Source organism: Flavobacterium luminosum, from assembly GCF_023635005.1.
GTDB classification, from domain to species: Bacteria; Bacteroidota; Bacteroidia; order Flavobacteriales; family Flavobacteriaceae; genus Flavobacterium; species Flavobacterium luminosum.
Map to the genome: position 1 here is coordinate 212699 of NZ_JAMLJM010000002.1, position 26208 is coordinate 238906.

Below are 26208 nucleotides of genomic sequence, written 5' to 3' on the forward strand. Positions count from 1 at the left end.
AATCAATCGAGCTTTTTTGTTTTATTGAACTGCTAATAAAGCATTAGGCATTCCGTAACCAAACTCAGGATGTTTGTTAGGATATAAATGCGATGTCTGACGCATTTTAGCTAATACCTGATCTCTTGTCCATGTAGGATTTTTAGCCCAAACCAAAGCCGCTATACCAGCAGTAGTCGCTGTAGCTACCGAAGAACCTCCAACGTAGTCTCCTTGAGCATCATAATAGCTGTTAACTGGGATTTTATTACCCGATGTGCGCTCCATCATGATGGTAAAATCGATTTTACTACCAGTGTGGCAAACATCACAGGCTTGGTAAGTTGAAGCTTCTTTAATACCAGTTACTGCAACCGCTTCAGGCATCCAAGCTGGGAAAATTACCCCAACAAAAGAAGTAAAACTTGTAGAAGTACCTCCAGCACAAAAGATTAATTTTCCTTTACTGTAAGCATATTTAACACCATCTTCAATTTTACCAACAGAGAAGATATGTCCCATCGACATAGAAATAATTCGTACACTTGAATTATTTGCTAAACCTGTAAATGCATTCTTTACACCATTTTGTTCATGATAACCATCTAAAACCACATTAGAAGCAGCTCTATAAGCAATTAGATTTGAATTGTAAGCAACACCAACTGGTTGACCTTTATCGTTACGAGGAGCAGTTGCTACTGAAGACATACTTGTTCCGTGTCCACATTTGTCATTAACACCATCAGTGGTAGTACTCCATGGCCAGATAGAATCTACATATACTCCGTAACGTTGTACAGTTCTTCCCGATGAATAACCGTTATTGAAACTTGCATTAAGAAGTGTATTGGCTGTTGAAGCACCAGTATCTACTACACCAATAGTTACTCCTTTTCCAGTACTGTAACTCCATGCAGACGGAATATTGTGTCTTCCAAAAGCCCATGGTAATTTCGCATTGGGAGTAATAGTAGTATAGTCTGTAGAAGCGATTGTCTCAGAACCTAAACCACAACCAGAACTTGATTCAGAATCAGATCGTTGGTATGGATTTTTGTATGAGAAATATCTAAAATCAGCAGGCTCCATGTATCGGATAAATTTATTTTTACGAAGTGCAATTACTGTTTCCTGCTTTTCAATGATTACATCAAGTTGGTTCAAATATGGATCTGTACCTAGTAAGAATTTTTCTGTTTCTTTTCCTTCGTATTTTCTGATGATGTTTAAAATCTGATTTTGGTATTCGGTAGCATTAGTTGATTTTTTTCTGTCAAAATCATTTTTTGAATCTCCAAAACCTATCGAACATACATTATTACCATTTTTCAGGGCACTCCATAGCATGTGATTGTCTGCTTTATCCCATTTGAATGAACCTTTTTGGCTAAATGAACCATCGATTTTTCCTACAACTTCTTGAGCAGAAAGAGGGTCTTGCTTACTTGCTTCAATGATTATTTCTTCTTGTTGTATGTCGTCTTTGTTACATGAAGACAATACAAGTAATGAAATAGTGCATAATTTCAAGAATTTTTTTGTCATTTTGTTTTTTTTTTGGGTTTAATTTTGTGAAAATATTAAAAAATGTTCTTTACAAACAAAAACATCGACTAAGTGTTTAAAAACATCGATAAAATGCATTTATCTAAAAATCTTACAAAAAAAGAGACTGACTTCAAAAAGAAATCAGTCTCTATAAATGTGTGAGAAACAATTAGTTAAAATACAAATTTGAAACCAAATGATAGAGGAGTAGTTAAAGTTGGTAAACTTCCACCTAATTCTGAATTGTATAATGGTTCTGTATTTGCCACATGAGCTACAGAAAAGTCTGTAATAGTAGTCTTGTCACCATTATCTGCTTTTAGCGTTGTTTGGCTAATGTTTACTAAATTATATGAAAATTCTACAGAGATATTTTTTGTAACGAAGTAATCAAATCCACCTGAAGCTGCTAAACCATATTGGTTTACTTTTAGATTGCTTTCTTTCTCTTTTCCAGAAATGATAGGTGCAGCCAACTGACCAAAGAAATATAAATTACCAGAAACATTCCAATATTTTCTAGCTAATGGTTGAACAACTACTAAGCTTGTTTTCGCATTGGTGCCAAATGCGTCTTCATTTTTAATTCCGATATGTCCAACTGCTACACCCAAAGCAGTTGAAGGCGAAACGAAAGTACCTACTATAGGTAAAATGGTAGTGTTTGTTTGTTTAGCATCATCATTTTTTGTTTGTGAATATCCAATCTGTGAAGTAACAAACCAAGATCCTTCAAGACCTTTGCTATCTTGCGCATAAGTTGAAATTCCTGATAAAATAATTCCGGCAATTAAAATTAACTTTTTCATTTTGTTTTGTTTTTAAATTTATACTGTAAATGTACTCTCAACATTTATGGTAAATCCTGATATTAATCATTGTTCAGAAAAATAATCATCAGTATTAATACTATGTTTTTAACCAATTTGTTTATACATTTGCGTTCCTATGCAAAAAACAATTAATATACTTAACAAAAGAGCTAGGTTCGATTATGAAATTATCGATCGATACACTGCGGGTATAGTTTTAACAGGAACCGAAATCAAGTCTATTCGTTTGGGTAAGGCTTCTATTGCTGAAAGTTTTTGTGAGTTTCACAACAACGAGCTTTTTATTATCAATTCACATATAGAAGAATATCTTTATGGTACACATTACAACCATAAAGCAAAAAGTGAACGCAAATTATTATTAAATAAAAAAGAATTAAAAGGTCTTTTAAAAGATGTTCAGAATAAAGGGTTGACGATTATTCCTCTACGATTATTCACGAACGATAAAGGACTAGCTAAATTAGAGATTGCGTTATGTCGTGGTAAGAAAAATTATGATAAACGGGAATCGATAAAAGAACGAGATACCAAACGAGATTTGGACCGAATCAAAAAAGTATATAAATAAAAAGCCGATATTTTTTAAATATCGGCTTTTTTGCCCCTAAATTTACTATTGTGGTATTAATTCCCAAAAAATCTACTGAAGAATCCTCTTTTTTCTTCCTCTTCTTCAGCTGCTTCTACAGGAATGTTATTGTTTTGTTGAGCTCTTTCGTTATCAACCATCAATTTAGTGATTAAATCAACGTAGCTCATTCCTTTTTCTTCTAGGAAACCAATCAAATATTTTTCACTGGCATCAATGCCGCTTGCTTGTTCGATTTGTAATAATTTTTTATACAACGGTTCAATATGATTAGTAATTACTGGTTGAGGAACCGCTTTTCTGCGTGCGATGTAATTTTTAATATTACCATTTTCGTCTCGCATGTATTCGAAATCAGTAATTACCCAGTAATATCTACCCGATTTAGCTAAATTTTTCACGATACCGTGAAACTTATTTCCTTGTTTAATATTATCCCACATTACTTTAAATACCACTTTAGGCATGTCTGGATGTCTGATAATGTTATGTGGTTGTGCCATTAATTCGTAGTCTTCGTAACCACAAACGTCAACAAAAGTTTCGTTGGCATATTCTATTGTACCATATAAGTCAGTTTTACTCATAATGGTTTGTGTTTTATCCCAAGATACTTCTTTGTCTATTGGAATAGGTCTTTTTACTGCATTCTCTGAAAAATCGCTCATACTAAAAATTTTTACAAGATTATGAAGCAAAAATAGGGTCAGAAAAAACAGTAAAAAATGATTTTTATCATGTAAAGGGATAAAAATCTAATTTTTATCTTCTAATAATGGCACAAAGCGAAAATCTCCAAATTCGTGTTTTTCAAATTGAGTTTCCGTTTTGCGTATAAGTAAAGTCATCACTTGAACTTCTTCTCCAACAGGAATGACTAGTCTGCCGCCAATTTTTAATTGGGCCATTAACGGTTGTGGAATAAAAGGAGCGCCTGCTGTAACAATGATACTGTCAAAAGGAGCATAATTAGGTAAGCCTTTGTAGCCATCTCCGAAAGATAAGTATTTGGGACGAATTCCCATTTTAGGTAATAAAACAGAAGTTTTTTTGAACAGTTCGTTTTGTCTTTCTACAGAATAAACTTTGGCTCCCATGGTACATAAAACGGCAGTCTGATATCCGCTTCCAGTTCCAATTTCCAAAATTTTATCTTCCTTTTTCACCTGAAGTAATTCCGATTGAAAAGCTACGGTGTAAGGTTGTGAAATAGTTTGTCCCGCACCAATAGGAAAAGGCTTGTCTTGATATGCAAAATCTTCAAAACTAGAATCTAAAAATAAGTGTCTTGGAATTTTTCGGATAGCTTCCAATACATTTTTATCGGTAATGCCTTTTTGTTCTAATAGGCTTACCAATTGATTTCTAAGTCCTTGATGTTTTGCTGTGTCTTTCAATTTGGAGGAGATTATTTTGGGTAAAATTAACAAACAAATTTTCAAATGTCAATTAAGATGTTTAATTAATTTTTTGCTTCAAAATTGAATTTTTCGAGGTAATTCAACTTTGTTTTGAGGCTTTCAATTTTTCGACAGGTAAAAAAATATCGTTTCAAGATTAAGGCAATAAGTAAGTTGTAATCTTGATGGTTATTAAAAATTCAATAAAATAAGTAGTGATAGTATTGTAAATACAATCATTCCATATCCTATAAAGAGAAGTTTGCGCAACGTTTTGCTACCCGTGCAAATGGAGATCGATAGTTTAATGATGGTATTGGCTAAAATGGCTATCAATAAAGCATTCAAGGCGGTTTGATGTGCCAAGTTAGGGCCTGCCAGTTTTGAAATGGTTATCGTGATAGCATCAATATCTGAAAAACCAGCTATTGCACTAGATAATAAGAACCCTTTTTCTCCTAAATTTTCATGGGAATAGTTCACCACTAACAGTATGGTGACGTAAATTAAAGCAAATACAATAGCTCCTTGTAAGTCTAGTGGTTTATCCTTTCGAATAGAAGGATCTAAGTTGTCTATTCCTTTTTGTTTGAAATAAAAATAGAGTGTTATGCCGATAGCGGTTAAAAATATCAGAAGTATACTCGGATATAGATCGTAAAAAAGATTTACATTGAAAATAAATGTCCATATCAAAACCCTTAAGACCATAATAGAAGAGGCAGATAAAATGGCAATGGCGCAATTGGAAGAGAGTGTCTCGTTTTCTTTGCTTTTTTTAGCAAGAATCCAAGTTACAGCTGTACTAGAAATTAATCCGCCAATGATTCCACTTAATAACATTCCTTTCTTGGCTCCTAGGAATTTCATTAAAATATATCCGATAAAACCCAAACCTGAGGTTAGGATTACTACCCAACCAATTTCATGTGGGTTAATAATGTTATAAGGCCCGAAATTTTTATTGGGAAGAAAAGGAAAAATCAAAAGAGCAATGACTACAAATCGAATGAAATCATACAATTCTTCGATACTGATTTTGCCTACAATTTCATGCAACGGTAATTTAATAGAAAGCATTACGACTACAAAAACAGTAATGATTAGCGCAATGTCTAGAAATCCCAAAAAAGTTAGTGTACCTAAGAAAAAACTAATTAATAATGAAAATTCGGTGGTAGCGCCAATATCTCCTTTAGATGCTGTAATGTAATAAGAAAGAATGGTCAAGACCACAACGCTGGATAAAACCCCCATAAACGCCCATGGAGTCAGAATAAAATAAAATAAACCTCCAATGAAGCCTAAAAGCACAGCAAAAACAAAAGTTCGTATTCCGGCAAAACTGGGTGTTTTTTCTGCAATAGCACTATGTTCACGTTCTAAACCAATAATAGCACCAATTCCTATAGAGACAAGGATTCTGATGATAAAATCAATTTGTGAAAGCTGAAATTCAGGCCTGTTGATTAATAAATTTTCCATGAGCTAGAGTTAAGGAACTGTTTTACCATACTTTAAATATACTAAGAATTGTCTGATTTTTAATGATTAGCGGGTTGATAAAATAAAAATAGGCAATTCATAAAAGAGAACAAACAAAATGTCTATAATCAATCGACATTTCTTAATTAATTTCTATTTTTGTTCAAAATAGATTTATATGCTAAAAGTAGGCGTTTTAGGTGCCGGTCACCTTGGAAAAATACATTTACGATTACTTCAACAATCTGAAAAATATGAATTGGTAGGCTTTTATGATGAAAATGCGGAATATGCCGAAAAAATTGCTGCCGAATTTGGTTACCAGCGATTCGATACAATTGCCAAATTAATTCACGCGGTAGATGTGGTAGATATTGTAACTCCAACCTTATCGCATTACAAGTGTGCAAAAGTAGCCATAAAATCGGGTAAGCATGTATTTATAGAAAAGCCTATTGCTACAACGGTAGAAGAAGCGGAAGAAATAATAGCTTTAGCTCAAGAAAACAAGGTAAAAGGTCAAGTAGGGCATGTAGAGCGTTTTAATCCTGCTTTTAAAGCCGTAAAGAACAAGATTGAAAACCCTATGTTTATTGAAACGCATCGATTGGCAGAGTTCAATCCAAGAGGTACCGATGTTCCTGTTGTTTTAGATCTTATGATTCATGACATAGATGCTATTTTGAGTGTAGTAAATTCAAAGGTAAAAGATGTTCACGCCAGCGGAGTTTCCGTAATTAGTGATTCTCCTGATATTGCCAACGCCCGTTTAGAATTTGAAAACGGATGTGTAGCGAATATCACTTCGAGTCGAATTTCGATGAAAAATATGCGTAAATCGCGTTTTTTCCAGAAAGATGCCTATATCTCTGTCGATTATTTAGACAAAGTATGTGAAGTGGTTAAAATGAAAGATGCTCCCGAAATCCCTGGAGATTTCGATATGATTTTGCAAAATGCAGAAGGCGTTAAAAAACAAATTTATTATGACAATCCATCTGTAGAACCCAATAATGCTATCTTGGATGAATTAGAATCTTTTGCTGATGCGATAAACAATGATACGACTCCAGTAGTTACTCTGGAACAAGCTACAAATGCTTTACGTGTGGCTTATCAAATCATAGATTCAATGAATAAATAAAACTGTCACGAGTTCACGAATGATATTAAAAATCATGTTGGTGAATTCGTGTGAAAATTTCAAAATACAACAACAAACAAATTAATAATGAAACACATAGCTGTAATAGGAGCAGGAACTATGGGTAACGGAATTGCTCATACTTTCGCGCAAAGCGGATTTACCGTAAAATTAATTGATATTTCAGAAAAATCATTAGAAAAAGGAATGGCAACAATTGCTGCTAACCTTGACCGAATGGTAGCCAAAGGAACCATAACCGAAGAAGACAAACACAAAACTATCGGAAACATTATCACGTACACGGATATCAAAGACGGTGTGGTAGGTTGCGATCTTGTAGTGGAAGCTGCAACGGAAAATGTAGGTTTAAAATTGAATATTTTTAAACAATTGAGTGACATTTGCGACCATAACGTGATTTTAGCCACCAATACTTCTTCGATATCTATTACGCAAATTGCGTCTCAAGTAGTTCATCCAGAAAGAGTAATTGGAATGCATTTCATGAATCCGGTGCCTATCATGAAATTGGTAGAAATTATTCGTGGATATAATACTTCTGATGAAGTGACAAAAATCATCATGGATTTATCTATAAAATTAGGTAAAGTTCCTACCGAAGTAAATGATTATCCTGGTTTCGTAGCTAATAGAATCCTTATGCCTATGATTAACGAATCCATTGAAACCTTATACAATGGTGTAGCCGGTGTTCAGGAAATTGATACGGTAATGAAATTAGGTATGGCTCATCCAATGGGACCTTTACAATTGGCTGATTTCATTGGTCTTGACGTTTGCTTGTCTATTTTGAATGTAATGTATGATGGTTTCAAAAATCCGAAATATGCACCTTGTCCGTTATTAGTAAATATGGTAATGGCGGGTAAATTAGGTGTAAAATCTGGTGAAGGTTTTTACGATTATTCAGAAAGCAAAAAAGCAGAAAAAGTTTCAAAACAATTCTTAAAATAGTATTTAGTTATTAGTTGGCAGTTTCAGAACATTCAAAACTGCCAACTGAACACTATCCAATAATGGCAAAAATAATTCCTTTTAAAGCAGTTCGTCCCGCGCCTGATAAGGTTGGGTTGGTTTCCTGCCGAATGTATGACGATTACAGTCCTGCAGAGCTTGTTGCACTGTTGGAATTTAATCCTTATTCGTTTTTACATGTAATTCAGCCGGCCTATACCAATACTCAACGCATTACGAGTGATAAACGATTTAAAGGTGTCTCTCACAAATACAACGATTTCAAAAAAGAAAACATTCTAATTAAAGAACAGACAGAGATGTTTTATTTGTATGAAATTCAGAGTAAACACAATACTTTTACAGGAATTATTGCCGGAACTTCAATAGAGGATTATCAAAATAACGTCATAAAAAAACACGAAGATACCTTACAGTTTCGTGTAGAATTGTTTAAAGATTATTTACATCAAACGGGATTTAATACAGAACCTGTTTTGATTACCTATCCGGACAGTACTGAAATTAATACTTTCATTGCAATTCATAAAAAAAACAGACCTATTTACGAATTTTCCACAACGAATAAAGAAAAACATACGCTTTGGAAAATTGAAACGGAAACAGAAATTAATCTTTTGCTAGATTATTTTGAAAAAATACCGAATCTTTACATCGCAGATGGTCATCATCGTTCTGCTTCGGCAGAAATGTTGTATGAGCAGGATAAAGCATCGGGAAATCCAAATCTGAATTATTTTATGAGTTTTCTAATTGCCGAGAGCAATGTGAAAATTTATGAATTCAATCGTGTAGTTCGCGATTTAAACGGACATACAAAAGAAGAATTCATCAAACTATTGGCTGATAATTTTATTATTAAACCAAAAGAATTGGAATTGTGGCAACCAAAGGTGAAATATGAATTTGGTATGTATCTCGATGGTGAGTTTTATGCTCTTGAATACAAGTACAAAGATAATTTCAGTTCGGATGAAACCGAAAATATATTAAAAAATCTGGATGCTCAGATTTTGTATGATACTGTTTTAAATCCAATTTTAGGCATTGGTGATTTGCGAAACGACGAGCGTATAGATTATATTCCAGGTAAGCAAGCTATTTTATCTATCAAAGAGTTGATTGACGAAGGCGAGTTTGAAGTAGGATTCATGTTGTATCCATCAGATATTAATGAAATTAAACTTTTAGCAGACAACAATTTAATTATGCCTCCTAAATCAACTTATATTGAACCAAAATTCAGAAGTGGGTTATTGGTATATGAGTTGTAAAAATTGATGAACACAATAAAATAAGATCCACTGAATTCATAAATCAAAAGTTTTTAATTGTTTTATCAAAAAAATATAGACAATGTCAATCTCAGAAAACCTTCAAAACATAAAATCAACACTTCCTTCACACGTTACTTTGGTAGCGGTTTCAAAAACCAAACCTGTTAGTGATTTGATGGAAGCCTATAATGCTGGTCAACGTATTTTTGGAGAAAATAAAGTACAAGAAATGACCGAAAAATGGGAACAGATGCCTAAAGACATTGAATGGCACATGATTGGTCATGTTCAAAGTAATAAAGTGAAATACATGATTCCATACGTGAAACTGATTCATGGGGTAGACAGTTTGAAATTGCTGAAAGAAATCAATCGTTTAGGAATTCGATGGAGAAAAACTGTAAATTGTCTTTTGCAGGTTCATATTGCCGAGGAAGAGACTAAATTTGGTCTTAATGAAAAGGAGCTAGAAGAAATTATCCACTATATCACTACTGATGAAACTGCCACCAATATAAATGTTGTAGGATTAATGGGAATGGCCACTTTTACAGATAATCAGGAACAAATCAGAAAAGAATTTCTTCATTTAAAATCATTGTTCGACGATTATCAAAAAACCAATCCTAACTTCCAAATTCTTTCGATGGGAATGAGTGGTGATTATCAATTGGCCATCGAATGTGGAAGCAATATGGTTAGGGTAGGGAGTAGTATTTTTGGAACAAGGTAATCGTTTATTACGATATAGCTATTCTAAAAGTAAAGCAAAACAGATTTTACCTTGTTTGGATACCGAAAAGAAATGATGGTTTTCGTCTGCATGAATTTCTACAGTATCATGTAAATTCAACTCACGAAGAAAATTCATTTCGATAGTTTTAATCTTCTGTTTTAAGACTGTTTTAGGATCTAAAGCATCCAAACACCATTCAAGGTATTTTGTGTTGTTTACATGATTGACAATATCTAAATCGGATAGAACCACTATTCTTTCGTTAATTTTTATAGTTTCTTGCTGGGTGTTAATCCTAGAAAAACTTTTAGAGGTTGCATGATCCTCTGGGTATTTTTCGAAGTGTTCATGAGGTAAAGCCAAGGCTTCTGCTTTTCGGGATTGTGTGTTAAAAACAGCCCAATAGGTTGTTGCACCAGCTATTTTTTTTCCTTTCAGATACATTTCTATGTTACGGATGGAACGAGAGCCTTCTAGATTTTCTATCCAGGTTTTTACTGTGACTTTATCTTGCCATTTCGGTAAGGCATCAATTTCTACACGAATACGACTTAATACCCACGCCTGATGGTGTTCTTGCATATCATTAAAACTCATTCCTCCTAAAATAGAATGTTCAGCAGCTGTGAGTTGTAAAAGATTGCATAAATCGACATATTTTAAATACCCGTTAGGAGCACATTGAGTAAAATTAATTTCCCATTCGTGGGTATATATCGAAGTAAAATCAGGAGAAATAGGCATAATTAGTTAATTTTTGATTGGATATAATCGATGATTGAAGTGGTGTTAGTTTTAAAATCAAACCATTTGGCGTTTTCTAATCGTTTAAACCATGTTAATTGTCTTTTAGCAAATCGGCGGGTGTTTTTTTTGATCTCTTCAATAGCAAACTCTAAGGTGATCTTGTTATCAAAATAATCAAATAATTCACGATATCCTACTGTTTGTAATGCATTCAAATTTTTGTTAGGATAAAGTGAATATGCCTCTTCAACTAGACCTTGTTGTAACATGATATCGACACGCTGATTGATGCGCTCATACATTTTTTCCCGGTTGGCTTCTAACCCAATGATAATAGGCGTAAAGTTTCTTTGGTTTTTTCGTTTACCGATGTACGAAGAATAAGGCTTGCCAGTTCCAATACAAACTTCCACAAAACGTTTCATTCGCTGTGGGTTTTGTAATGTTTGTGGATTTTCGATACTTATTTTTTGATAGTAATCCGGATCTAACTCTTTTAGGGTGTTCTGAAGGTATTGAATACCCAATTCATCATAATGAGCATTAATTTCATCTCTTATGGAAGCATCAATATCAGGAAATTCGTCAAATCCTTTTAAAACAGCATCAACGTACAAACCAGAACCACCAACCATGATTTGAATTGGGTTTTCTTGAAACAGTTTATCGAGTTGTTGTAGTGCTTCCGATTCAAAATCCCCGACAGAATAAGGTTCAAAAATCGATTTGTTTTGTATAAAATAGTGAGGAGCAGCGGCTAATTCTTCTGCATTGGGAACCGCAGTACCTATTTTCATTTCTTTAAAAAACTGACGGCTATCGCATGAAATTATAGCGCAATTAAAATGTTGTGCCAATTGAATACTCAGTGCTGTTTTTCCTATTGCTGTTGGACCTATAATGGTGATAAGATAATTCATAATAGGTTAAATTTCAGGGAATTCATGACCGCATTTATAGCAAAATTTAGCCTGTATGTTGTGATCTGCAGTGCCACATTGACCGCAAGGAATCGCTTTTTTTGTCTGTCTTTTTATTTCAGATTTGGCTATTTCGGCCGTAACAATTCCTGTAGGAACGGCAATAATTCCGTAACCCATAATCATTACAATTGAAGCAATGAATTGTCCTAAGGGAGTAATAGGGGTAATGTCGCCAAATCCTACGGTTGACAAGGTAACGATACACCAATAAATAGCTACAGGAATACTAGTAAATCCGGATTCTTTTCCTTCTACGACGTACATTACAGAACCAATCACAATACAACTGATGATGAGGAAATACATGAAAACCAAAATTTTCCCTCTACTCGCAATGATCGATTCTCTTAATTGTACTGATTGTCCAGAGAATTGTGGGTGATTTAGAATTTTGAAAAGTCTCAACAATCGCAAGGCACGAATTACCGTTAGAACATTGCTTCCTACAATGAATATCGATAGATACATCGGCAAAATAGCTATCAAATCGATGATTCCGTAAAAACTGAAAATATAGTTTTTTGCTTTTTTGATGGTGATGATGCGAAGAATATATTCAATTGTAAAACAGATTGTAATGATCCATTCTAAAACAATTAAAATATTATGATATTTTTTATTGAAGCCTTCAACAGTGTCTAACATCACCAATATGACACTCAATAGGATTAACCCAAGGAGTATTAAATCGAAAAGTCTTCCCGCAACGGTATTGGAACCATATATGATTAAAAATGCTTTCTGTCTGAAAATTTCATATTTCGTTTTTATATGTTTCATGACTTGTTAAATTTCACCGTTTTAAGCATTTTGTTTTTACGGATATATCCTTGAATAATTGTTTTGGTATCACGATTATTCTGCATAGGAATAATGATATTTTTTAAAATGTCTATATTTTTAATCTGATGATTTAAATCATAAAAACAATACCCTTTATAAATCCCGTTTTCAATTAGAACAGCACTTCGTTCCGTAGTCGTTCGACCTCGGTCAATAATAACCATATTTTGGTTTTGAAATTGGTTATTCTGGATAAAATCATTGACACGTTGATTGTAAGATTCTGAGCTTTCTTCCTCGATACAAGCTCCTAAACACTGTTTCACATTGTATTGGAAACATGCCTTTTGTGAATCGTATAAACCATTTATTTTTTGACAAAGTTGGTATTTTTCAGTGATTTTAAACAATGCATTTTTACCTTCCTGATGCGTAGTAAAAGAAGTGATTTCTTTCTTCCTACCATCTGCTTTTTCAATTTTTAAAGCAATGTATCCTTTTTCGTTTTTTTCTGCATACAAAGCCCAAGGAAATATAGTTTTTCGCTGCGAACGATTGTAAATAGGTTTATTGATTTTTATTTCTTCACTTTCTTTTAAAAGTGCAATTAATTCGCTCCCCGTTTCTTCAAAGGTTACCGCATATACATCGCGTTGTATTTTTTTACTTTTGGATGATGTACCCGTAAAATGTTGATTGACTCTTTTTTTGATGTTTTTGCTTTTGCCAATATAAATGAGTTCTCCTTTTTCATTATGGATGTAGTATATCCCTGTTTTTGAAGGTAGAGATTCTACAATGTCTAGTAATTTTGGAGATATTCCGGCTTTAATCTCGGTTTTGATAAAACTTTTAAGAATATTCTTTTCTAGATCTTTAGAAAGAAGAATCTTAAAAAGTTTCACGGTTGCCATAGCATCTCCACTGGCCCGATGTCTGTCGGCTACAGGAATTCCTAAATTACGAACTAGTTTACCAAGACTATAGGAAGGCTGTTCCGGAATTAATTTCTTAGAAAGCTCAACGGTACACAACGTAGGTTTCTTAAACTCGTATCCTAAACGTTTGAATTCTGTTTTAATCACGCGATAATCAAACGAGGTGTTGTGAGCTACAATAGTACATCCTTCAGTAATTTCTATAACGCGTTTGGCGATTTCATAAAACTTCGGCGCGCTTCTAAGCATGGCATTATTAATACCAGTAAGTTTCACTACAAAAGGCTGGATAGGAATTTCAGGATTTACCAAACTAATGAATTGATCTACGATTTCATGGCCATCAAATTTGTAAATGGCTATTTCGGTAATACCCTCTTCATTGTATTGACCTCCAGTGGTTTCTATGTCGAGAATGGCGTAAATAATCTGTTTGTTTTAGTGCTTACTTAAAATAGTAAGGCAGAGATTTATGCAAAGTTCGCAATTTTATTGTAATTTAACTAGGCCTTTATACTTTATTATCGACTCTTCAAGCGGTTATTTTAAGTCGGAAAAATTGCTTTTATTAACTTTTTTGAAAAGGATTTGAAAAGGATTTTTTGTGAATCAATCGGTGTTTTTTAGTAAACCTCACAGACTATAAGGATAGAAGATGACTATGAACAAAAAACGGTATTTTTTTAAGTTTAATAATGTATTGAAACTCGAATAGGTTTTTAACATTACATTTAGAATTAATTAACAGATTTTCAATGATTTATAAGTTAATTTTAATGTACTACTTTCTTTCTTCGAGCAAATTTAATCAGACAAATGGGAATGTTTTGAAAATAGAGTTTCGTAAATCGAAATAATACGATTTAGTATGATTTATTTATTGTCAATTGTTTAATTAAAATTTGTTATTATGAAATTATTATTTAGTGTTATAGCCTTGGTGGGCTCTTCGTTTTTGTTGAGTGCTCAGGTTATTAAAGATGAAGAATTGAAGGAAGAAGAATTACCTGCGGTAGTTATTAAAAGTGCCGGCAAAGATTTCTCAATTTATTTGCCGGATAAAGGTTCCGACTCAAAAGTTAAAGAAATGGAAACGAAGTTTATTGGTTATTCTATAGGTAAAGATTATGAAGGACATGTGGAATATCTAGTCATCATGGAAGGTAATGAAGCTTCTTTGGTAGCGACTTATAATGATCAAGGCAAATTAACCCGAGTGGTAGAGGAGTATAAAAATGTTAGATTGCCTAAAAAAGTAATCTATTCGGTTTATAAATCGTTTCCGGGCTGGACTATAGTGAATGATAAGTTTTTATATACCCAATCTGATGGAGATGTGTTGAAAAAAGAATACCAAATTAAAATTAAAAAGGATAAAAAAGTAAAAAGAATACTCGTGGAACCCAATGGCAATATTGTAGCCGGTCTTTAAATAAAACTACAAAAAAAGGGTTTGGTAAATCACCAAACCCTTTTTTATCCAAAAACCAAAATATTAGAGAAAAATAAACTTATTATTGTTCTTGATTTCTAAATACTAATTGACCATCAAAACTGTCTAACAAAATGATACTGTCGGTAGTTATTTTACCTCCTAGAATCTCTTTTGATAACTGATTGAGTACTTCTCTTTGAATCACTCTTTTTACAGGTCTTGCACCAAATTCTGGATCATATCCTTTTTGAGCTAAATATTCTACAGCTTCTGGAGTTGCATCCATGGTGATATTTTGGTGAGCCAACATTTTGATGACACTTTTTAACTGTAAGCCCACAATTTCTTTGATATTAGCACTCGATAGAGGAGTAAACATCACGATCTCATCGATACGATTAATAAATTCAGGACGAACAGTTTGTTTAAGTAAGCCTAAGACTTCTATTTTGGCAGCTTCAGAAGCCGCTTCGATTCCTCCTTTTAAATTTTCGAATTTTTCTTGGATGATGTGGCTACCCATGTTAGAAGTCATGATGATAATCGTGTTTTTGAAATCAGCCAAACGACCTTTGTTATCTGTTAATCGACCTTCATCTAAAACTTGCAATAAAATGTTAAAAGTATCTGGATGAGCTTTTTCAATTTCATCTAATAATACAACCGAATAAGGTTTTCTTCTCACAGCTTCGGTCAATTGTCCACCTTCATCATAACCCACATATCCCGGAGGCGCTCCTACCAATCTACTCACACTATGACGTTCCTGATATTCGCTCATGTCAATACGCGTCATAGCATTTTCATCATCAAACAGATATTCTGCTAGTGCTTTGGCTAATTCTGTTTTACCTACACCTGTGGTTCCTAAAAATAAGAACGAACCAATAGGTTTTTTAACGTCTTGCAACCCTGCACGGCTTCTTCTTACAGCATCACTTATTGCTTGGATAGCTTCTTCTTGTCCAACAACACGTTTGTGAAGTTCGTCTTCCAGTTTGAGTAATTTTTCACGTTCGCTTTGCAGCATTTTGGTTACTGGAATTCCGGTCCATTTGGCAACTACTTCAGCAATATCATCATGAGTAACCTCTTCTTTAATTAAAGATTGTCCACTTTGTTCTTCGGCAAGTTGTGTTTGTAAAGCATCTAGTTTTTCTTGTGATTCTTTAATTTTTCCATAACGGATTTCAGCAACTTTTCCATAATCACCGTCGCGTTCAGCACGTTCCGCTTCTAATTTGAAATCTTCAATTTCTTGTTTAATAGTTTGGATATGATCCACAATGTCTTTTTCGGATTTCCAACGAGTAAAAATTTCATTGCGTTCCTCTTTTAAATTTGCTAGATCTAATCCTAAAGATTTTAATTTAACTTCGTCATTTTCACGTTTAATCGCTTCAATTTCGATTTCCAGCTGCATGATTTTTCTATCCAAAACATCGAGTTCTTCAGGTTTTGAATTGATTTCCATTCGTAGTTTTGAAGCCGCTTCGTCCATTAAGTCAATAGCTTTATCCGGTAAAAAACGATTGGTAATGTATCGTTGCGATAATTCTACAGCAGCGATGATAGCATCGTCTTTGATTCGTACTTTATGGTGAGTTTCATATTTTTCTTTGATTCCTCGCAAAATTGAAATTGCGCTTTCGGTATCAGGTTCGTCTACATTAACTTTTTGGAAACGACGCTCTAATGCTTTGTCTTTTTCGAAATACTTTTGATATTCGTCTAAGGTTGTTGCCCCAATGGCTCTTAATTCACCTCTTGCTAAGGCTGGTTTTAAGATGTTGGCAGCATCCATAGCGCCTTCACCACCACCTGCACCAACGAGTGTGTGAATTTCGTCAATGAAAAGCACAATGTCACCTTCAGCGGAAGTTACTTCTTTTACAACCGATTTCAAACGTTCTTCAAACTCACCTTTGTATTTAGCACCGGCAATCAAGGCACCCATATCAAGAGAATAGACAATTTTGTCTTTTAAGTTTTCTGGCACGTCACCATCAACAATACGGTGTGCTAATCCTTCTGCAATAGCAGTTTTACCCACACCAGGCTCTCCAATAAGCATCGGGTTGTTTTTGGTACGGCGAGTCAAAATTTGCAATACCCTTCTAATCTCTTCATCACGACCAATAACAGGGTCTAGTTTACCCGTACGCGCTAATTCGTTTAAGTTTTTGGCGTATTTATTCAAAGCATTGTAGGTTTCTTCAGCCGATGCGGATGTTACGCGTTCTCCTTTTCTAATTTCTTGAATAGCAGCTTCGAGTCCTTTTTCGGTAACGCCTTGATCTTTTAATATTTGTGCGACTTTACTTTTTGATTTGAAAATAGCTAGTAATAAATGCTCGATAGAAACATATTCATCGTTCATTTTTTTTGCGATGATATTCGCTTCTGTTAACGTATTAGCAGCATCTCTAGAGAGCATTAAGTCTCCACCGGAAACTTTCGGAAAACTTTGAATGGTGCTTTCCAATACTTTTTTGAAAAGTTCTACGTTTACGTTAAGTTTCTTCAAAATGAACGGAGCTACATTTTCATCTACCTCTAGTATTCCTTTAAAAATGTGTTCGTTTTCTAGTTGTTGTTGTCCGTTAGCTTGTGCAATTTGTTGGGCTTGTTGCAAAGCTTCTTGTGATTTGATAGTTAAATTATTTAAATTCATATTGTTAATTGCTAGTCGTTGTTACTTCTAATTGTTTAGTTTTGTATTGTGATAGACAATTTGTATTCCAAAGGGGTAAATAGGACAAAATGACTTGTTTTTGTGAAGTTTTAAATAAAAACATTATAAATTTAAGACAAAATGTCGTAAAAATCAAATAAAATGATTCCAAATGAAATTGTGATTGTCGTATTTTAAGTTTCAAAAAGATAAAAATATACAGATGAGTTTTTTTAAAAGTTTTTTTGGTAATGATGAGAAGCCATCAGAGGCTTCTAAAGTTCAGTGGAATTATTTGACTGAAATAGACCAGCTCAGTACTCTTGAAGAAGAGTCGAAGGAACAACCTGTGGTTATTTTTAAGCACAGTACGCGTTGTATTATAAGTAGGACAGCTTTAAAACAGTTTGAAAATCAATTTGATTTGCATGAAAAGGTTAAACCTTATTTTTTGGATTTGTTAGAATATCGTCCTATTTCTAATGAAATTGCGGTGCGTTTTAATGTAATGCACCAGTCGCCTCAAATGATTGTTCTTAAAGACGGCTTTTCGGTTTACGATGCTTCACATGATGCTATTGATGCTGAAGATCTGAAAAAATTTGTTTAAAATAAAAAATCCGAAATAGTTTCACTGTTTCGGATTTTTTTGTTGTTATCTTCTGAATTTATTTCGGGTAATAATACTTTTTAATTTTGCTTTCAGATCTTCTCCTGAATCATAAACCATTTGTTCGTTGCTTGGAAACGGTACAGCGCGTCGACCAAAATATTGTAAATAATCAGCATCGCAAGCATTTTTATCTCCGTTATAGTTAGCATAAATATATTCGAATACAAATTCGCTTGAAAGAGGGAAAGCATCAATTAATTGGTTGGTTCTAAAATCAATATAATCCACTTTTGCAGTTACTTGTGCTGCTTTGTATTGTTTGAATTCATAAATCGTAGCACGTACTGTTTTTAAATTGTCCACCATAATCACATTGCCTTTTTCGTCTTTGGTTTGATTACCATTTGCGTCTAATAAAGGCTTTTGTCCATCAACAATTTGTTTTTCTTTAATGAATTCACGCTCTTTTACTTGTTCCGGAGAAATGTTAATCTGACGGAAATTAACAATCATTCCAAAATCATATTTAATCTCTTTTACTTTATTGTTGTGATAAACGGTCCATTTGTCGTTTAAACCAAAAGTACTAAAATCCAATAAATCACTTTGCAAACGAGCCGGAATGATCATGTTGGTTTCATTTTTAGTATATACATATACAAAGTCAGTTCCTCTGAAAAGAGCTTCCTCCATTAGTTTTTTGACATCTTTGTAGTTAGGATTTAACTGATCTAGGTAGGCTAAATCATCATACGCTTGTCTGAAACTCATTTTGTTGTTTTGTTTCATCAATCCCTTAGAATTGTCATATAAGTATTTAGACAAAGCTTCGCGTGTTTTGGTAATTGAATTAGAGTAATCATCAAAAGGGAAGATAGCATTACGCTTTTCATGCAATAAAGGCAAAGGTAAAAGAGGACGGATTCTTTCCTGACGATTTTCTAATTGAAGATACGTATTGTATATTTTTTCAAAATTAGCAGGATTGTTCGATTTCTCTAACATATCGATATTGCGAAGATCCTTCTCTTTAGCTTTGGCAAAAGCTTCTTCTAACAAGTACACATATTCTTGTTTACCTTTAGAGGTTTTATTGGTTTTAAGAGCTTCAACTGAACGATTGATAGCTGCATCATAATTACCGTCGCTTAAAAAAGATTGCGTTTTTTTTACTCCGCTGCAACTGGCTAATATTGTAATAGATAAAATTAAAAAAGTAATTTTTTTCATAAATGGAAATTTTAACAAAGATAGGTATGTATTTGATAAAGCAAAGACTAGGCCAAAAAAAAAACTCCAATTCTTTGGAGTTTTTTTAAATGTTTTATTTAGTTGTTATAGGAGGTAGAAGTTTAGTAGATACTTCTCCAAAACCAATACGTATTGTATCATTTTTGCAATAACCTCTAATGATTACGGTATCACCATCATTAATAAATTTTCTTTCAGTACCATCTTTCATTGGGATTGGGTTTTTTCCGCCCCAAGTGAGTTCCAACATCGATCCGAAAGAATCTTCTGTAGGTCCAGAAATGGTTCCAGAACCCATCATGTCTCCTGAATTTATTCGACATCCGTTGATAGTATGGTGAGCCAATTGTTGACTCATTGTCCAATACATATATTTCAGGTTTGAATTACAAACCACTGTTTCTTCTGTATTTTCTGGAGCAATCGCTACCTGTAAATTAATATCGAAAGCATGATTTCCTTCTTGTTGTAAGTAAGGGAGTGGTGCTGGTTCCTGTTTTGGTTGTTCACAACGGAATGGCTCTAATGCATCCATAGTTACGATCCAAGGTGATATTGAAGAGGCGAAATTTTTGGCAAGAAAAGGACCAAGAGGCACATACTCCCATTTTTGAATATCTCTAGCGCTCCAATCATTCAGTAAAACCATGCCAAAGATATGATCTTCAGCTTCGTTAACCGGAATATTTTCACCCATAATGTTGGCATCAGTAGTGATAAAAGCAGTTTCCAATTCGAAATCCACTAATCGCGAAGGACCAAAAACTGGTGTTGTTGCATCTGCTGGCATGGTTTGTCCCATAGGACGATGTACCGGTATACCTGATGGAACAATAGTAGAACTACGACCGTGGTATCCTACTGGAATGTGTAGCCAGTTAGGTAGTAAAGCATTTTCTGGGTCACGGAACATTTTTCCTACGTTGGTGGCGTGTTCTTTACTAGAATAGAAATCGGTGTAATCTCCAATAAAAACCGGAAGTTGCATTTCTACGTCTTCCATTTTGAAAATTACCACATCACGGTGTTTTTTATTGTCTCTTAAAGCTGGGTTTTCCGCGTCAAAAATGTCTGCAATTCGATTACGTACCAAACGCCAAGTTTTTTTTCCATCAGAAATAAAATCATTCAAAGTATCTTGAAGAAAAACATCGTCTGTTAGTTCTATCCCTTCAAAGTATCCTAATTGCTGCAAAGCACCTAAATCTATGGCAAAATCTCCTAGACGAGTTCCTACAGTAACGATGTTCTCTTTGGTTAAGAAAACACCAAAAGGAATATTCTGAATAGGGAAATCACTCTCGGGAGCAATTTCTAGCCATGATTTTCTGTCTGGATTGTTAGCGGTTATACCCATAGTATATTTTTTTGTTATAAAACTTTATTTTCAATGTTCAAATATAACTTCTATTAAGATTAAACCAAACACTTTTCGTACTTTTGACGGGTATTTAACAAATTTTAATTAAAATGCGACGCGACGAACAAATTTTTGACTTAATTCTTGACGAGCAAGATAGACAAATTCACGGTATAGAGCTTATCGCCTCAGAAAATTTTGTGAGCGATCAGGTTATGGAAGCTGCTGGTTCATGTTTAACCAATAAGTATGCTGAGGGTTATCCTGGAAAAAGATATTACGGAGGATGTGAGGTAGTAGATATTGTAGAACAAATTGCTATCGACAGAGCTAAAGCACTTTTTGGCGCTGAGTATGTGAATGTACAGCCACACTCTGGCTCACAAGCCAACACAGCGGTTTTTGCAGCTTGTTTGAAACCGGGTGATAAAATCTTAGGTTTTGATTTATCTCATGGAGGTCACTTAACTCATGGTTCGCCGGTTAACTTTTCTGGTAAATTATACAATCCAGTTTTCTATGGAGTAGAACCAGAAACAGGAATGTTGAATTATGATAAAATTCAAGAAATTGCTACTAAAGAGCAACCTAAATTAATCATTGCTGGTGCTTCGGCTTATTCTCGCGACATGGATTTTAAACGTTTCCGTGAAATTGCTGATTCAGTAGGAGCAATTCTAATGGCGGATATTTCTCACCCAGCAGGATTAATTGCTAAAGGATTATTAAATGACCCAATTCCTCATTGTCATATTGTAACAACGACAACTCACAAAACTTTACGTGGACCACGTGGAGGTATGATTATGATGGGTAAAGATTTCGAAAATCCTTGGGGATTAACTACACCAAAAGGTGAAATCAGAATGATGTCTCATGTTTTAGATATGTCTGTATTCCCAGGTAATCAAGGAGGACCTTTAATGCATATTATCGCGGCTAAGGCTGTTGCTTTTGGAGAATGTTTAACAGATGAGTTCTTTACTTACGCAATGCAGGTTCAAAAAAATGCTAAAGCGATGGCTGAGGCTTTTATAAAGAGAGGTTATAACATCATTTCAGGAGGTACAGATAATCACATGATGTTAATCGATTTACGTAATAAGAATATTTCAGGAAAAGAAGCTGAAAATGCTTTGGTGAAAGCTGAAATTACGGTAAATAAAAACATGGTTCCTTTTGATGATAAATCTCCATTCGTAACATCTGGAATCCGTGTAGGTACTCCAGCTATAACTACTCGTGGACTAGTGGAAGCTGATATGGAAAAAGTAGTTGATTTAATCGACAGAGTGTTGATGAATCATACTAACGAAGAAGTTATTGAAGAGGTTGCAGATGAGGTAAACGAAATGATGAGCGAAAGAGCAATGTTTGTTTTCTAGAAAATTCACAATATTCTATAACAAAAAACTCCCGTATCTTATTACGGGAGTTTTTTTATTCATTCAAATGTTGATAGGCTCCAAGGTCTGGTGGAGAGGTTCTAAAAACATTATCTACGTCAAAGGGAATTATTAAATCGGGATTTCCTTTTCCTATAACGGAAGAAGTTGATAATATTTTCAAATTATTTTTTTGCGGATTCTTAAATTTAGGCTCATTAGGAGTTCTAAAATTACTCACAATATTATTTTTCGAAGTTGGATTTTTTACAAAATCATAGATTGCATCAGTAAATTGATTATTGGTGTCGCTAAATCGGATTAAACTATAGCTAATGTCGAAATTAAAAGCAGCGGCATCATTTTTTTTCAATCCAATCTCGATACTGTTGGTGCCGTAGATAATAGAATTGGTAAACGTAGCCTTTTCTAAAGGAGCAATAAAGAGCGTTTCACCATCGCTAAAGGTATTATCTAATAACACGCTAGGTGTAGAACGTGGTCCTCCTGACCAATAATTGGCAAATGTACAATGAGTAAAGGTATAATTACCGCCTAGAGTACAAGCCAAAGCATATTGACCCGCTTTGTTGATGACAATATTCTTACCGTTAATTTTTCCAGTTCTTGCTAAAATACCCGCTACAGTAGAATTATAAATTTGGGTGTTTTCAATTTCAACATTGGTTCCGTCGTTATTTTGTATAAATAGACCAACCGTAGCATTTTTGATAGTTAAATTCTTAAAGCGATTATTGGTACTGCCATCGGTTAAAATCACAGCAAACCATTGTCCAGGAACCTCCGAAAATTCAGGTTCTAGTCGATCTCCTTCAAAAATAATTTCATTTTCCAAAGCTGCTGTCATAGAAGGAGCTCCGTTTACATGTATGCTGGCATTGTTAGCAACAATTAAACCGGATTGATCGTGAAAATGAACTCTGGCTCCAGCATCAATAATTAGTGTTTTATTGCTTGGAACTGTTGGGAAACCATAAATCACATACGGTTTTGTATTGTTGAAATGTAATTCGTTACCATTTTTTGGATCATTTTCATCCAAAAGATAGGCTGTAATTTTTGGATCATTATCGGATAATGACAGTCCTTCATAAGTATAACCGCCCTCGGTGTTTGGTGTGCGCTTTGGATAAATGAAATAAGCATCCTGAATTAAAGTGACTAAATCAACATCTTGTTGACGGCTCCCGGAATCAAATAAAATTTTATCGGTGTAAAGAAAGTCAGTTGGATTAGCTTCTTCAATACCAGCAGTAGCTTCAATGAAAACATATAAACTATCATTGGCTAATATTTCTACATTTTCAAAAAAAGTGCCTTTTCCGTCTCGTCCCGTCATACCATCCACCATCATTCGGTATTTCGAATTGTCTCCTTTTTCTAAGGCAATAGAAGGAATTTGGATATCGTCATTACTTTTATTATAAACTTTTAAGGTATAAGTGCTAGAACTTATGTTAGTAAACACGGTGTCTAAATAAACCGTGTCTCTAGAAAACTCTAGGCGTCCATTGCTGGCAACCGTTTCAAAGTCTTTTCTGCAAGAAGTGAGGCATGAAATAAGTACAATTAAAATCAGAAAAGTATAGCGCATCTTTTGAATTAAATTTCGATAAAAATAGTTAAAAAGTACGAACGAACGAAATTGTTTTTTAGTCTCTTTTTTTATTGATAATCTTAAAATTCGTAAATTTGGAAGATAAAATAATACTATGTCTTTCGATAAAGAAAAAGTTCTTAAAAAATGTAACGATTGGTGTAAAAACACCTTAATGGAAACCCTAGGAATAGAATATGTAGATGCTGGAGAAGGTTATTTGGTAGCCACGATGCCGGTAACTCCAAAAGTGCATCAGCCTATGGGATTACTTCACGGAGGAGCAACCGTAGCTTTAGCTGAAAGCGTGGGTAGTGCTGCTTCCATAATGTTTATTAATCATGAAAAACAAGAGGTAAGAGGAATCGAAATTTCTGCTAATCATTTAAGAAGCAAGCGTGAAGGTGTGGTTACAGCCACTGCAAAAATAATTCACCAAGGCCGATCGATTCATTTGTGGGAGATTAAAATTGTCGATGAACAGGAAAATTTGATTTCGCTTTGTAAATTGACCAACATGATTTTGCCAAAAAGATAACGATGAAAAGTTTGTTTGAAAAAGTTCATTTGCATCAAAAACTTCAATTGCCTTTTGTGGTTTATAGAAAACCTCATTCCAAGACATTAATAGGTGTCTTTCAGCAGGACGATCATTTGTATTTTTCAGATAGTTTTTCGGAAAAAGGATTTGTTTTTGCTCCTTTCGACGGGATGTCGGTTATCATGCTAGTCGAAAAATCTGAGGTTAAATTCAATAGTATTTATTTTGAAAATCAACCAAAATCTCATCTAGAAAACGAATCTGAGGATATAGCGGAAAAGGAAAAATTTATCTCGTTAGTAAAAAAAGGAATTTTTGCGATCAGAAGAGGGGAGTTCGACAAAGTGGTCCTTTCTAGAAAAGAAACAGTCACGATTCAAGATTTTCAAGTCGAAAATACTTTTGAAAAAATGTTACAGTTGTATCCTTCTGCCTTTTGTTATTATTGGTCGCATCCTAAAATTGGCGAGTGGATGGGGGCAACTCCAGAAAAGTTAATTCAGGCCAAAAGAAATGTTTTTAATACGATGGCATTGGCGGGCACACAACCCTATCAAGGCGATGAAGTGGTTTTTTGGAAGGATAAAGAAAAAGAAGAACAAGGATTTGTAACCGATTTTATTCTAGAGAATTTGAAACCCCATACCTTCAATGTCATGGCATCAAATCCTTATACAACTAGAGCTGGAAATTTGCTGCATATCCGAACTGATGTAGAAGGTATCATAAATCATGATTCAAATCTGAAGAAAGTGATTGATATTCTCCATCCGACACCTGCCGTTTGTGGTTTACCTAAATTTACGGCCAAAGATTTTATCATCAAAAATGAGAACTACCAAAGGGAATTTTATACAGGCTTTTTGGGAGAATTAAATTTTAATTTCAATACCAACGAAGAAGCGACAGATCTATTTGTAAACCTACGATGTATGAAAGTGATAGATAAAGAAACAGTGGCATTATTTGTGGGTTGTGGTATTACAAAAGATAGTAATCCCGAAGCGGAGTGGTACGAAACTGTGAACAAGTCAAAAACCATGAAAAAGGTTTTATAAGTAATAAATAAAATAAAAGTAAAATAAATGAAGTTAGATATACTTGCCTTTGGAGCTCACCCAGACGATGTAGAATTGGGTTGTGCAGCTACAATCGCTAAAGAAATTTCTTTAGGAAAAAAAGTAGGAATTATCGATTTAACCAGAGGTGAATTAGGAACTAGGGGTTCTGCAGAAATTCGCGATACCGAAGCAGCCAATGCAGCAGAAATACTAGGAATATCAGTTCGGGAGAATTTAAAATTTAGAGACGGATTTTTTATTAATGATGAGGTACATCAGCGCGAAATCATTAAAATGATTCGTAAATACAAACCTGAAATTGTATTGTGTAATGCTATAGACGACAGACACATTGATCATGCAAAAGGAAGTAAACTGGTTTCTGATGCGTGTTTTTTATCGGGATTACCCAAAATTGAAACAACTCTGGAAGGGAATGTTCAAGAGGCTTGGAGACCAAAATTGGTGTATCATTACATTCAATGGAAAAATATTGAACCGGATTTTGTGGTAGATGTTACTGGATTTATGGAGATAAAGATGGAGTCTATTCTAGCTTATTCTTCTCAGTTTTATAATCCCAAAGCTAATGAACCGGAAACTCCAATAACTTCTAAAAATTTTTTAGAGAGTGTTAAATATAGAGCTCAGGACTTAGGAAGGCTAATTGGAACTGAATATGCCGAAGGTTTTACAGTTGAAAGATGTTTGGCTGTCAATAGTTTAGAAAATTTATTGTAAAATATTGCTAATTTTTTTTGTAAAACTGAACTTTAGTTTTATATTTGCACTCGCAAATGAGGCTGATGCTAAGCTCAACGAG

At 34.1% G+C, this 26208-nt stretch carries 24 protein-coding genes; 11 read left to right on the forward strand and 13 right to left on the reverse strand.

Annotation, left to right across the window (positions count from 1 at the left end; all coding sequences use genetic code 11):
- Positions 1-21: 21 nt before the first annotated feature.
- Positions 22-1527: a S8 family peptidase gene (locus NAT50_RS04165; RefSeq protein WP_250591781.1), complete on the reverse strand. Its 1506-nt coding sequence runs from the start codon at positions 1525-1527 to the stop codon at positions 22-24.
- Between the two features lie 176 nt (positions 1528-1703).
- Entirely contained in the window at positions 1704-2339 is a 636-nt protein-coding gene (locus tag NAT50_RS04170; RefSeq protein WP_250591783.1) for a hypothetical protein, read from the reverse strand.
- A 139-nt stretch (positions 2340-2478) separates the two neighbouring features.
- On the opposite strand from NAT50_RS04170, the gene smpB reads away from it, so the two are divergent.
- Positions 2479-2934 carry an SsrA-binding protein SmpB gene (gene smpB, locus NAT50_RS04175; RefSeq protein ID WP_250591785.1) on the forward strand — a complete coding sequence of 152 codons (456 nt, stop codon included), beginning with the start codon at positions 2479-2481 and terminating at the stop codon, positions 2932-2934.
- A gap of 56 nt (positions 2935-2990) precedes the next feature.
- Here smpB and NAT50_RS04180 read toward each other — a convergent pair whose 3' ends face one another.
- The 3 genes from NAT50_RS04180 to NAT50_RS04190 all read right to left on the reverse strand — a co-directional run bounded on the left by NAT50_RS04180 (position 2991) and on the right by NAT50_RS04190 (position 5840).
- Positions 2991-3623 carry a PAS domain-containing protein gene (locus NAT50_RS04180; protein WP_250591787.1) on the reverse strand — a complete coding sequence of 211 codons (633 nt, stop codon included), beginning with the start codon at positions 3621-3623 and terminating at the stop codon, positions 2991-2993.
- Between the two features lie 87 nt (positions 3624-3710).
- Entirely contained in the window at positions 3711-4352 is a 642-nt protein-coding gene (locus tag NAT50_RS04185) for a protein-L-isoaspartate(D-aspartate) O-methyltransferase (protein WP_250591789.1), read from the reverse strand.
- A 195-nt stretch (positions 4353-4547) separates the two neighbouring features.
- Positions 4548-5840, reverse strand: coding sequence for an MgtC/SapB family protein (locus tag NAT50_RS04190; protein ID WP_250591791.1), 1293 nt, complete (start codon positions 5838-5840; stop codon positions 4548-4550).
- 178 nt (positions 5841-6018) lie between these two features.
- Here NAT50_RS04190 and NAT50_RS04195 point away from each other — a divergent pair, with 178 nt between their 5' ends.
- The 4 genes from NAT50_RS04195 (at position 6019) to NAT50_RS04210 (ending at position 9993) form a co-directional block, all read left to right on the forward strand.
- Entirely contained in the window at positions 6019-6984 is a 966-nt protein-coding gene (locus tag NAT50_RS04195) for a Gfo/Idh/MocA family protein (RefSeq protein WP_250591792.1), read from the forward strand.
- 87 nt (positions 6985-7071) lie between these two features.
- Entirely contained in the window at positions 7072-7962 is an 891-nt protein-coding gene (locus NAT50_RS04200; RefSeq protein ID WP_250591794.1) for a 3-hydroxyacyl-CoA dehydrogenase family protein, read from the forward strand.
- Between the two features lie 62 nt (positions 7963-8024).
- On the forward strand, positions 8025-9257 hold the full coding sequence (locus tag NAT50_RS04205; RefSeq protein WP_250591796.1) for a DUF1015 domain-containing protein: 1233 nt from the start codon (positions 8025-8027) through the stop codon (positions 9255-9257).
- Between the two features lie 82 nt (positions 9258-9339).
- Positions 9340-9993 (forward strand): YggS family pyridoxal phosphate-dependent enzyme, encoded by a 654-nt coding sequence (locus NAT50_RS04210; RefSeq protein ID WP_250591798.1) that lies wholly within the window; start codon positions 9340-9342, stop codon positions 9991-9993.
- 18 nt (positions 9994-10011) lie between these two features.
- On the opposite strand, the gene NAT50_RS04215 is transcribed toward NAT50_RS04210, so the two are convergent.
- The 4 genes from NAT50_RS04215 to NAT50_RS04230 are packed head-to-tail and all read right to left on the reverse strand — an operon-like array spanning position 10012 to position 13873.
- The gene (locus tag NAT50_RS04215; RefSeq protein WP_250591801.1) at positions 10012-10740 is read right to left on the reverse strand and encodes an acyl-[acyl-carrier-protein] thioesterase; all 729 of its coding nucleotides are present in this window, start codon (positions 10738-10740) and stop codon (positions 10012-10014) included.
- Between the two features lie 2 nt (positions 10741-10742).
- Positions 10743-11663: a tRNA (adenosine(37)-N6)-dimethylallyltransferase MiaA gene (miaA, locus tag NAT50_RS04220; protein ID WP_250591803.1), complete on the reverse strand. Its 921-nt coding sequence runs from the start codon at positions 11661-11663 to the stop codon at positions 10743-10745.
- Positions 11664-11669: 6 nt separating this feature from the next.
- Positions 11670-12506: an ion transporter gene (locus NAT50_RS04225; protein WP_250591805.1), complete on the reverse strand. Its 837-nt coding sequence runs from the start codon at positions 12504-12506 to the stop codon at positions 11670-11672.
- Entirely contained in the window at positions 12503-13873 is a 1371-nt protein-coding gene (locus NAT50_RS04230) for an exonuclease domain-containing protein (RefSeq protein WP_250592027.1), read from the reverse strand. Before NAT50_RS04230 ends, NAT50_RS04225 begins: the two co-directional genes overlap by 4 nt.
- Before the next feature lie 484 nt (positions 13874-14357).
- Between NAT50_RS04230 and NAT50_RS04235 the strand changes: the two genes are divergently transcribed.
- Entirely contained in the window at positions 14358-14879 is a 522-nt protein-coding gene (locus NAT50_RS04235) for a hypothetical protein (RefSeq protein WP_250591807.1), read from the forward strand.
- 82 nt (positions 14880-14961) lie between these two features.
- Here the strand turns inward: NAT50_RS04235 and clpB are convergent, their stop codons facing one another.
- Positions 14962-17556: an ATP-dependent chaperone ClpB gene (gene clpB, locus NAT50_RS04240; RefSeq protein WP_250591809.1), complete on the reverse strand. Its 2595-nt coding sequence runs from the start codon at positions 17554-17556 to the stop codon at positions 14962-14964.
- A 223-nt stretch (positions 17557-17779) separates the two neighbouring features.
- On the opposite strand from clpB, the gene ytxJ reads away from it, so the two are divergent.
- Entirely contained in the window at positions 17780-18166 is a 387-nt protein-coding gene (gene ytxJ / locus NAT50_RS04245; RefSeq protein WP_250591810.1) for a bacillithiol system redox-active protein YtxJ, read from the forward strand.
- Positions 18167-18211: 45 nt separating this feature from the next.
- Here ytxJ and NAT50_RS04250 read toward each other — a convergent pair whose 3' ends face one another.
- Positions 18212-19399 carry a hypothetical protein gene (locus NAT50_RS04250; protein ID WP_250591811.1) on the reverse strand — a complete coding sequence of 396 codons (1188 nt, stop codon included), beginning with the start codon at positions 19397-19399 and terminating at the stop codon, positions 18212-18214.
- 94 nt (positions 19400-19493) lie between these two features.
- On the reverse strand, positions 19494-20777 hold the full coding sequence (gene fahA, locus NAT50_RS04255; protein WP_250591812.1) for a fumarylacetoacetase: 1284 nt from the start codon (positions 20775-20777) through the stop codon (positions 19494-19496).
- Between the two features lie 113 nt (positions 20778-20890).
- Between fahA and glyA the strand changes: the two genes are divergently transcribed.
- Positions 20891-22165, forward strand: coding sequence for a serine hydroxymethyltransferase (gene glyA, locus NAT50_RS04260; RefSeq protein ID WP_250591813.1), 1275 nt, complete (start codon positions 20891-20893; stop codon positions 22163-22165).
- 55 nt (positions 22166-22220) lie between these two features.
- Here glyA and NAT50_RS04265 read toward each other — a convergent pair whose 3' ends face one another.
- The gene (locus tag NAT50_RS04265) at positions 22221-23780 is read right to left on the reverse strand and encodes a hypothetical protein (protein WP_250591814.1); all 1560 of its coding nucleotides are present in this window, start codon (positions 23778-23780) and stop codon (positions 22221-22223) included.
- 118 nt (positions 23781-23898) lie between these two features.
- Between NAT50_RS04265 and NAT50_RS04270 the strand changes: the two genes are divergently transcribed.
- From NAT50_RS04270 to bshB1, 3 genes are read left to right on the forward strand one after another with little or no spacing between them, the layout of a single operon-like run.
- A complete protein-coding gene (locus NAT50_RS04270; RefSeq protein ID WP_250591815.1) occupies positions 23899-24321 on the forward strand; it encodes a PaaI family thioesterase in 423 nt (140 codons plus the stop codon).
- A 2-nt stretch (positions 24322-24323) separates the two neighbouring features.
- Complete coding sequence (locus tag NAT50_RS04275) at positions 24324-25382, forward strand: chorismate-binding protein (RefSeq protein ID WP_250591817.1); 1059 nt, start codon at positions 24324-24326, stop codon at positions 25380-25382.
- A gap of 27 nt (positions 25383-25409) precedes the next feature.
- A complete protein-coding gene (gene bshB1 / locus NAT50_RS04280; RefSeq protein WP_250591819.1) occupies positions 25410-26126 on the forward strand; it encodes a bacillithiol biosynthesis deacetylase BshB1 in 717 nt (238 codons plus the stop codon).
- Positions 26127-26208: the final 82 nt, after the last annotated feature.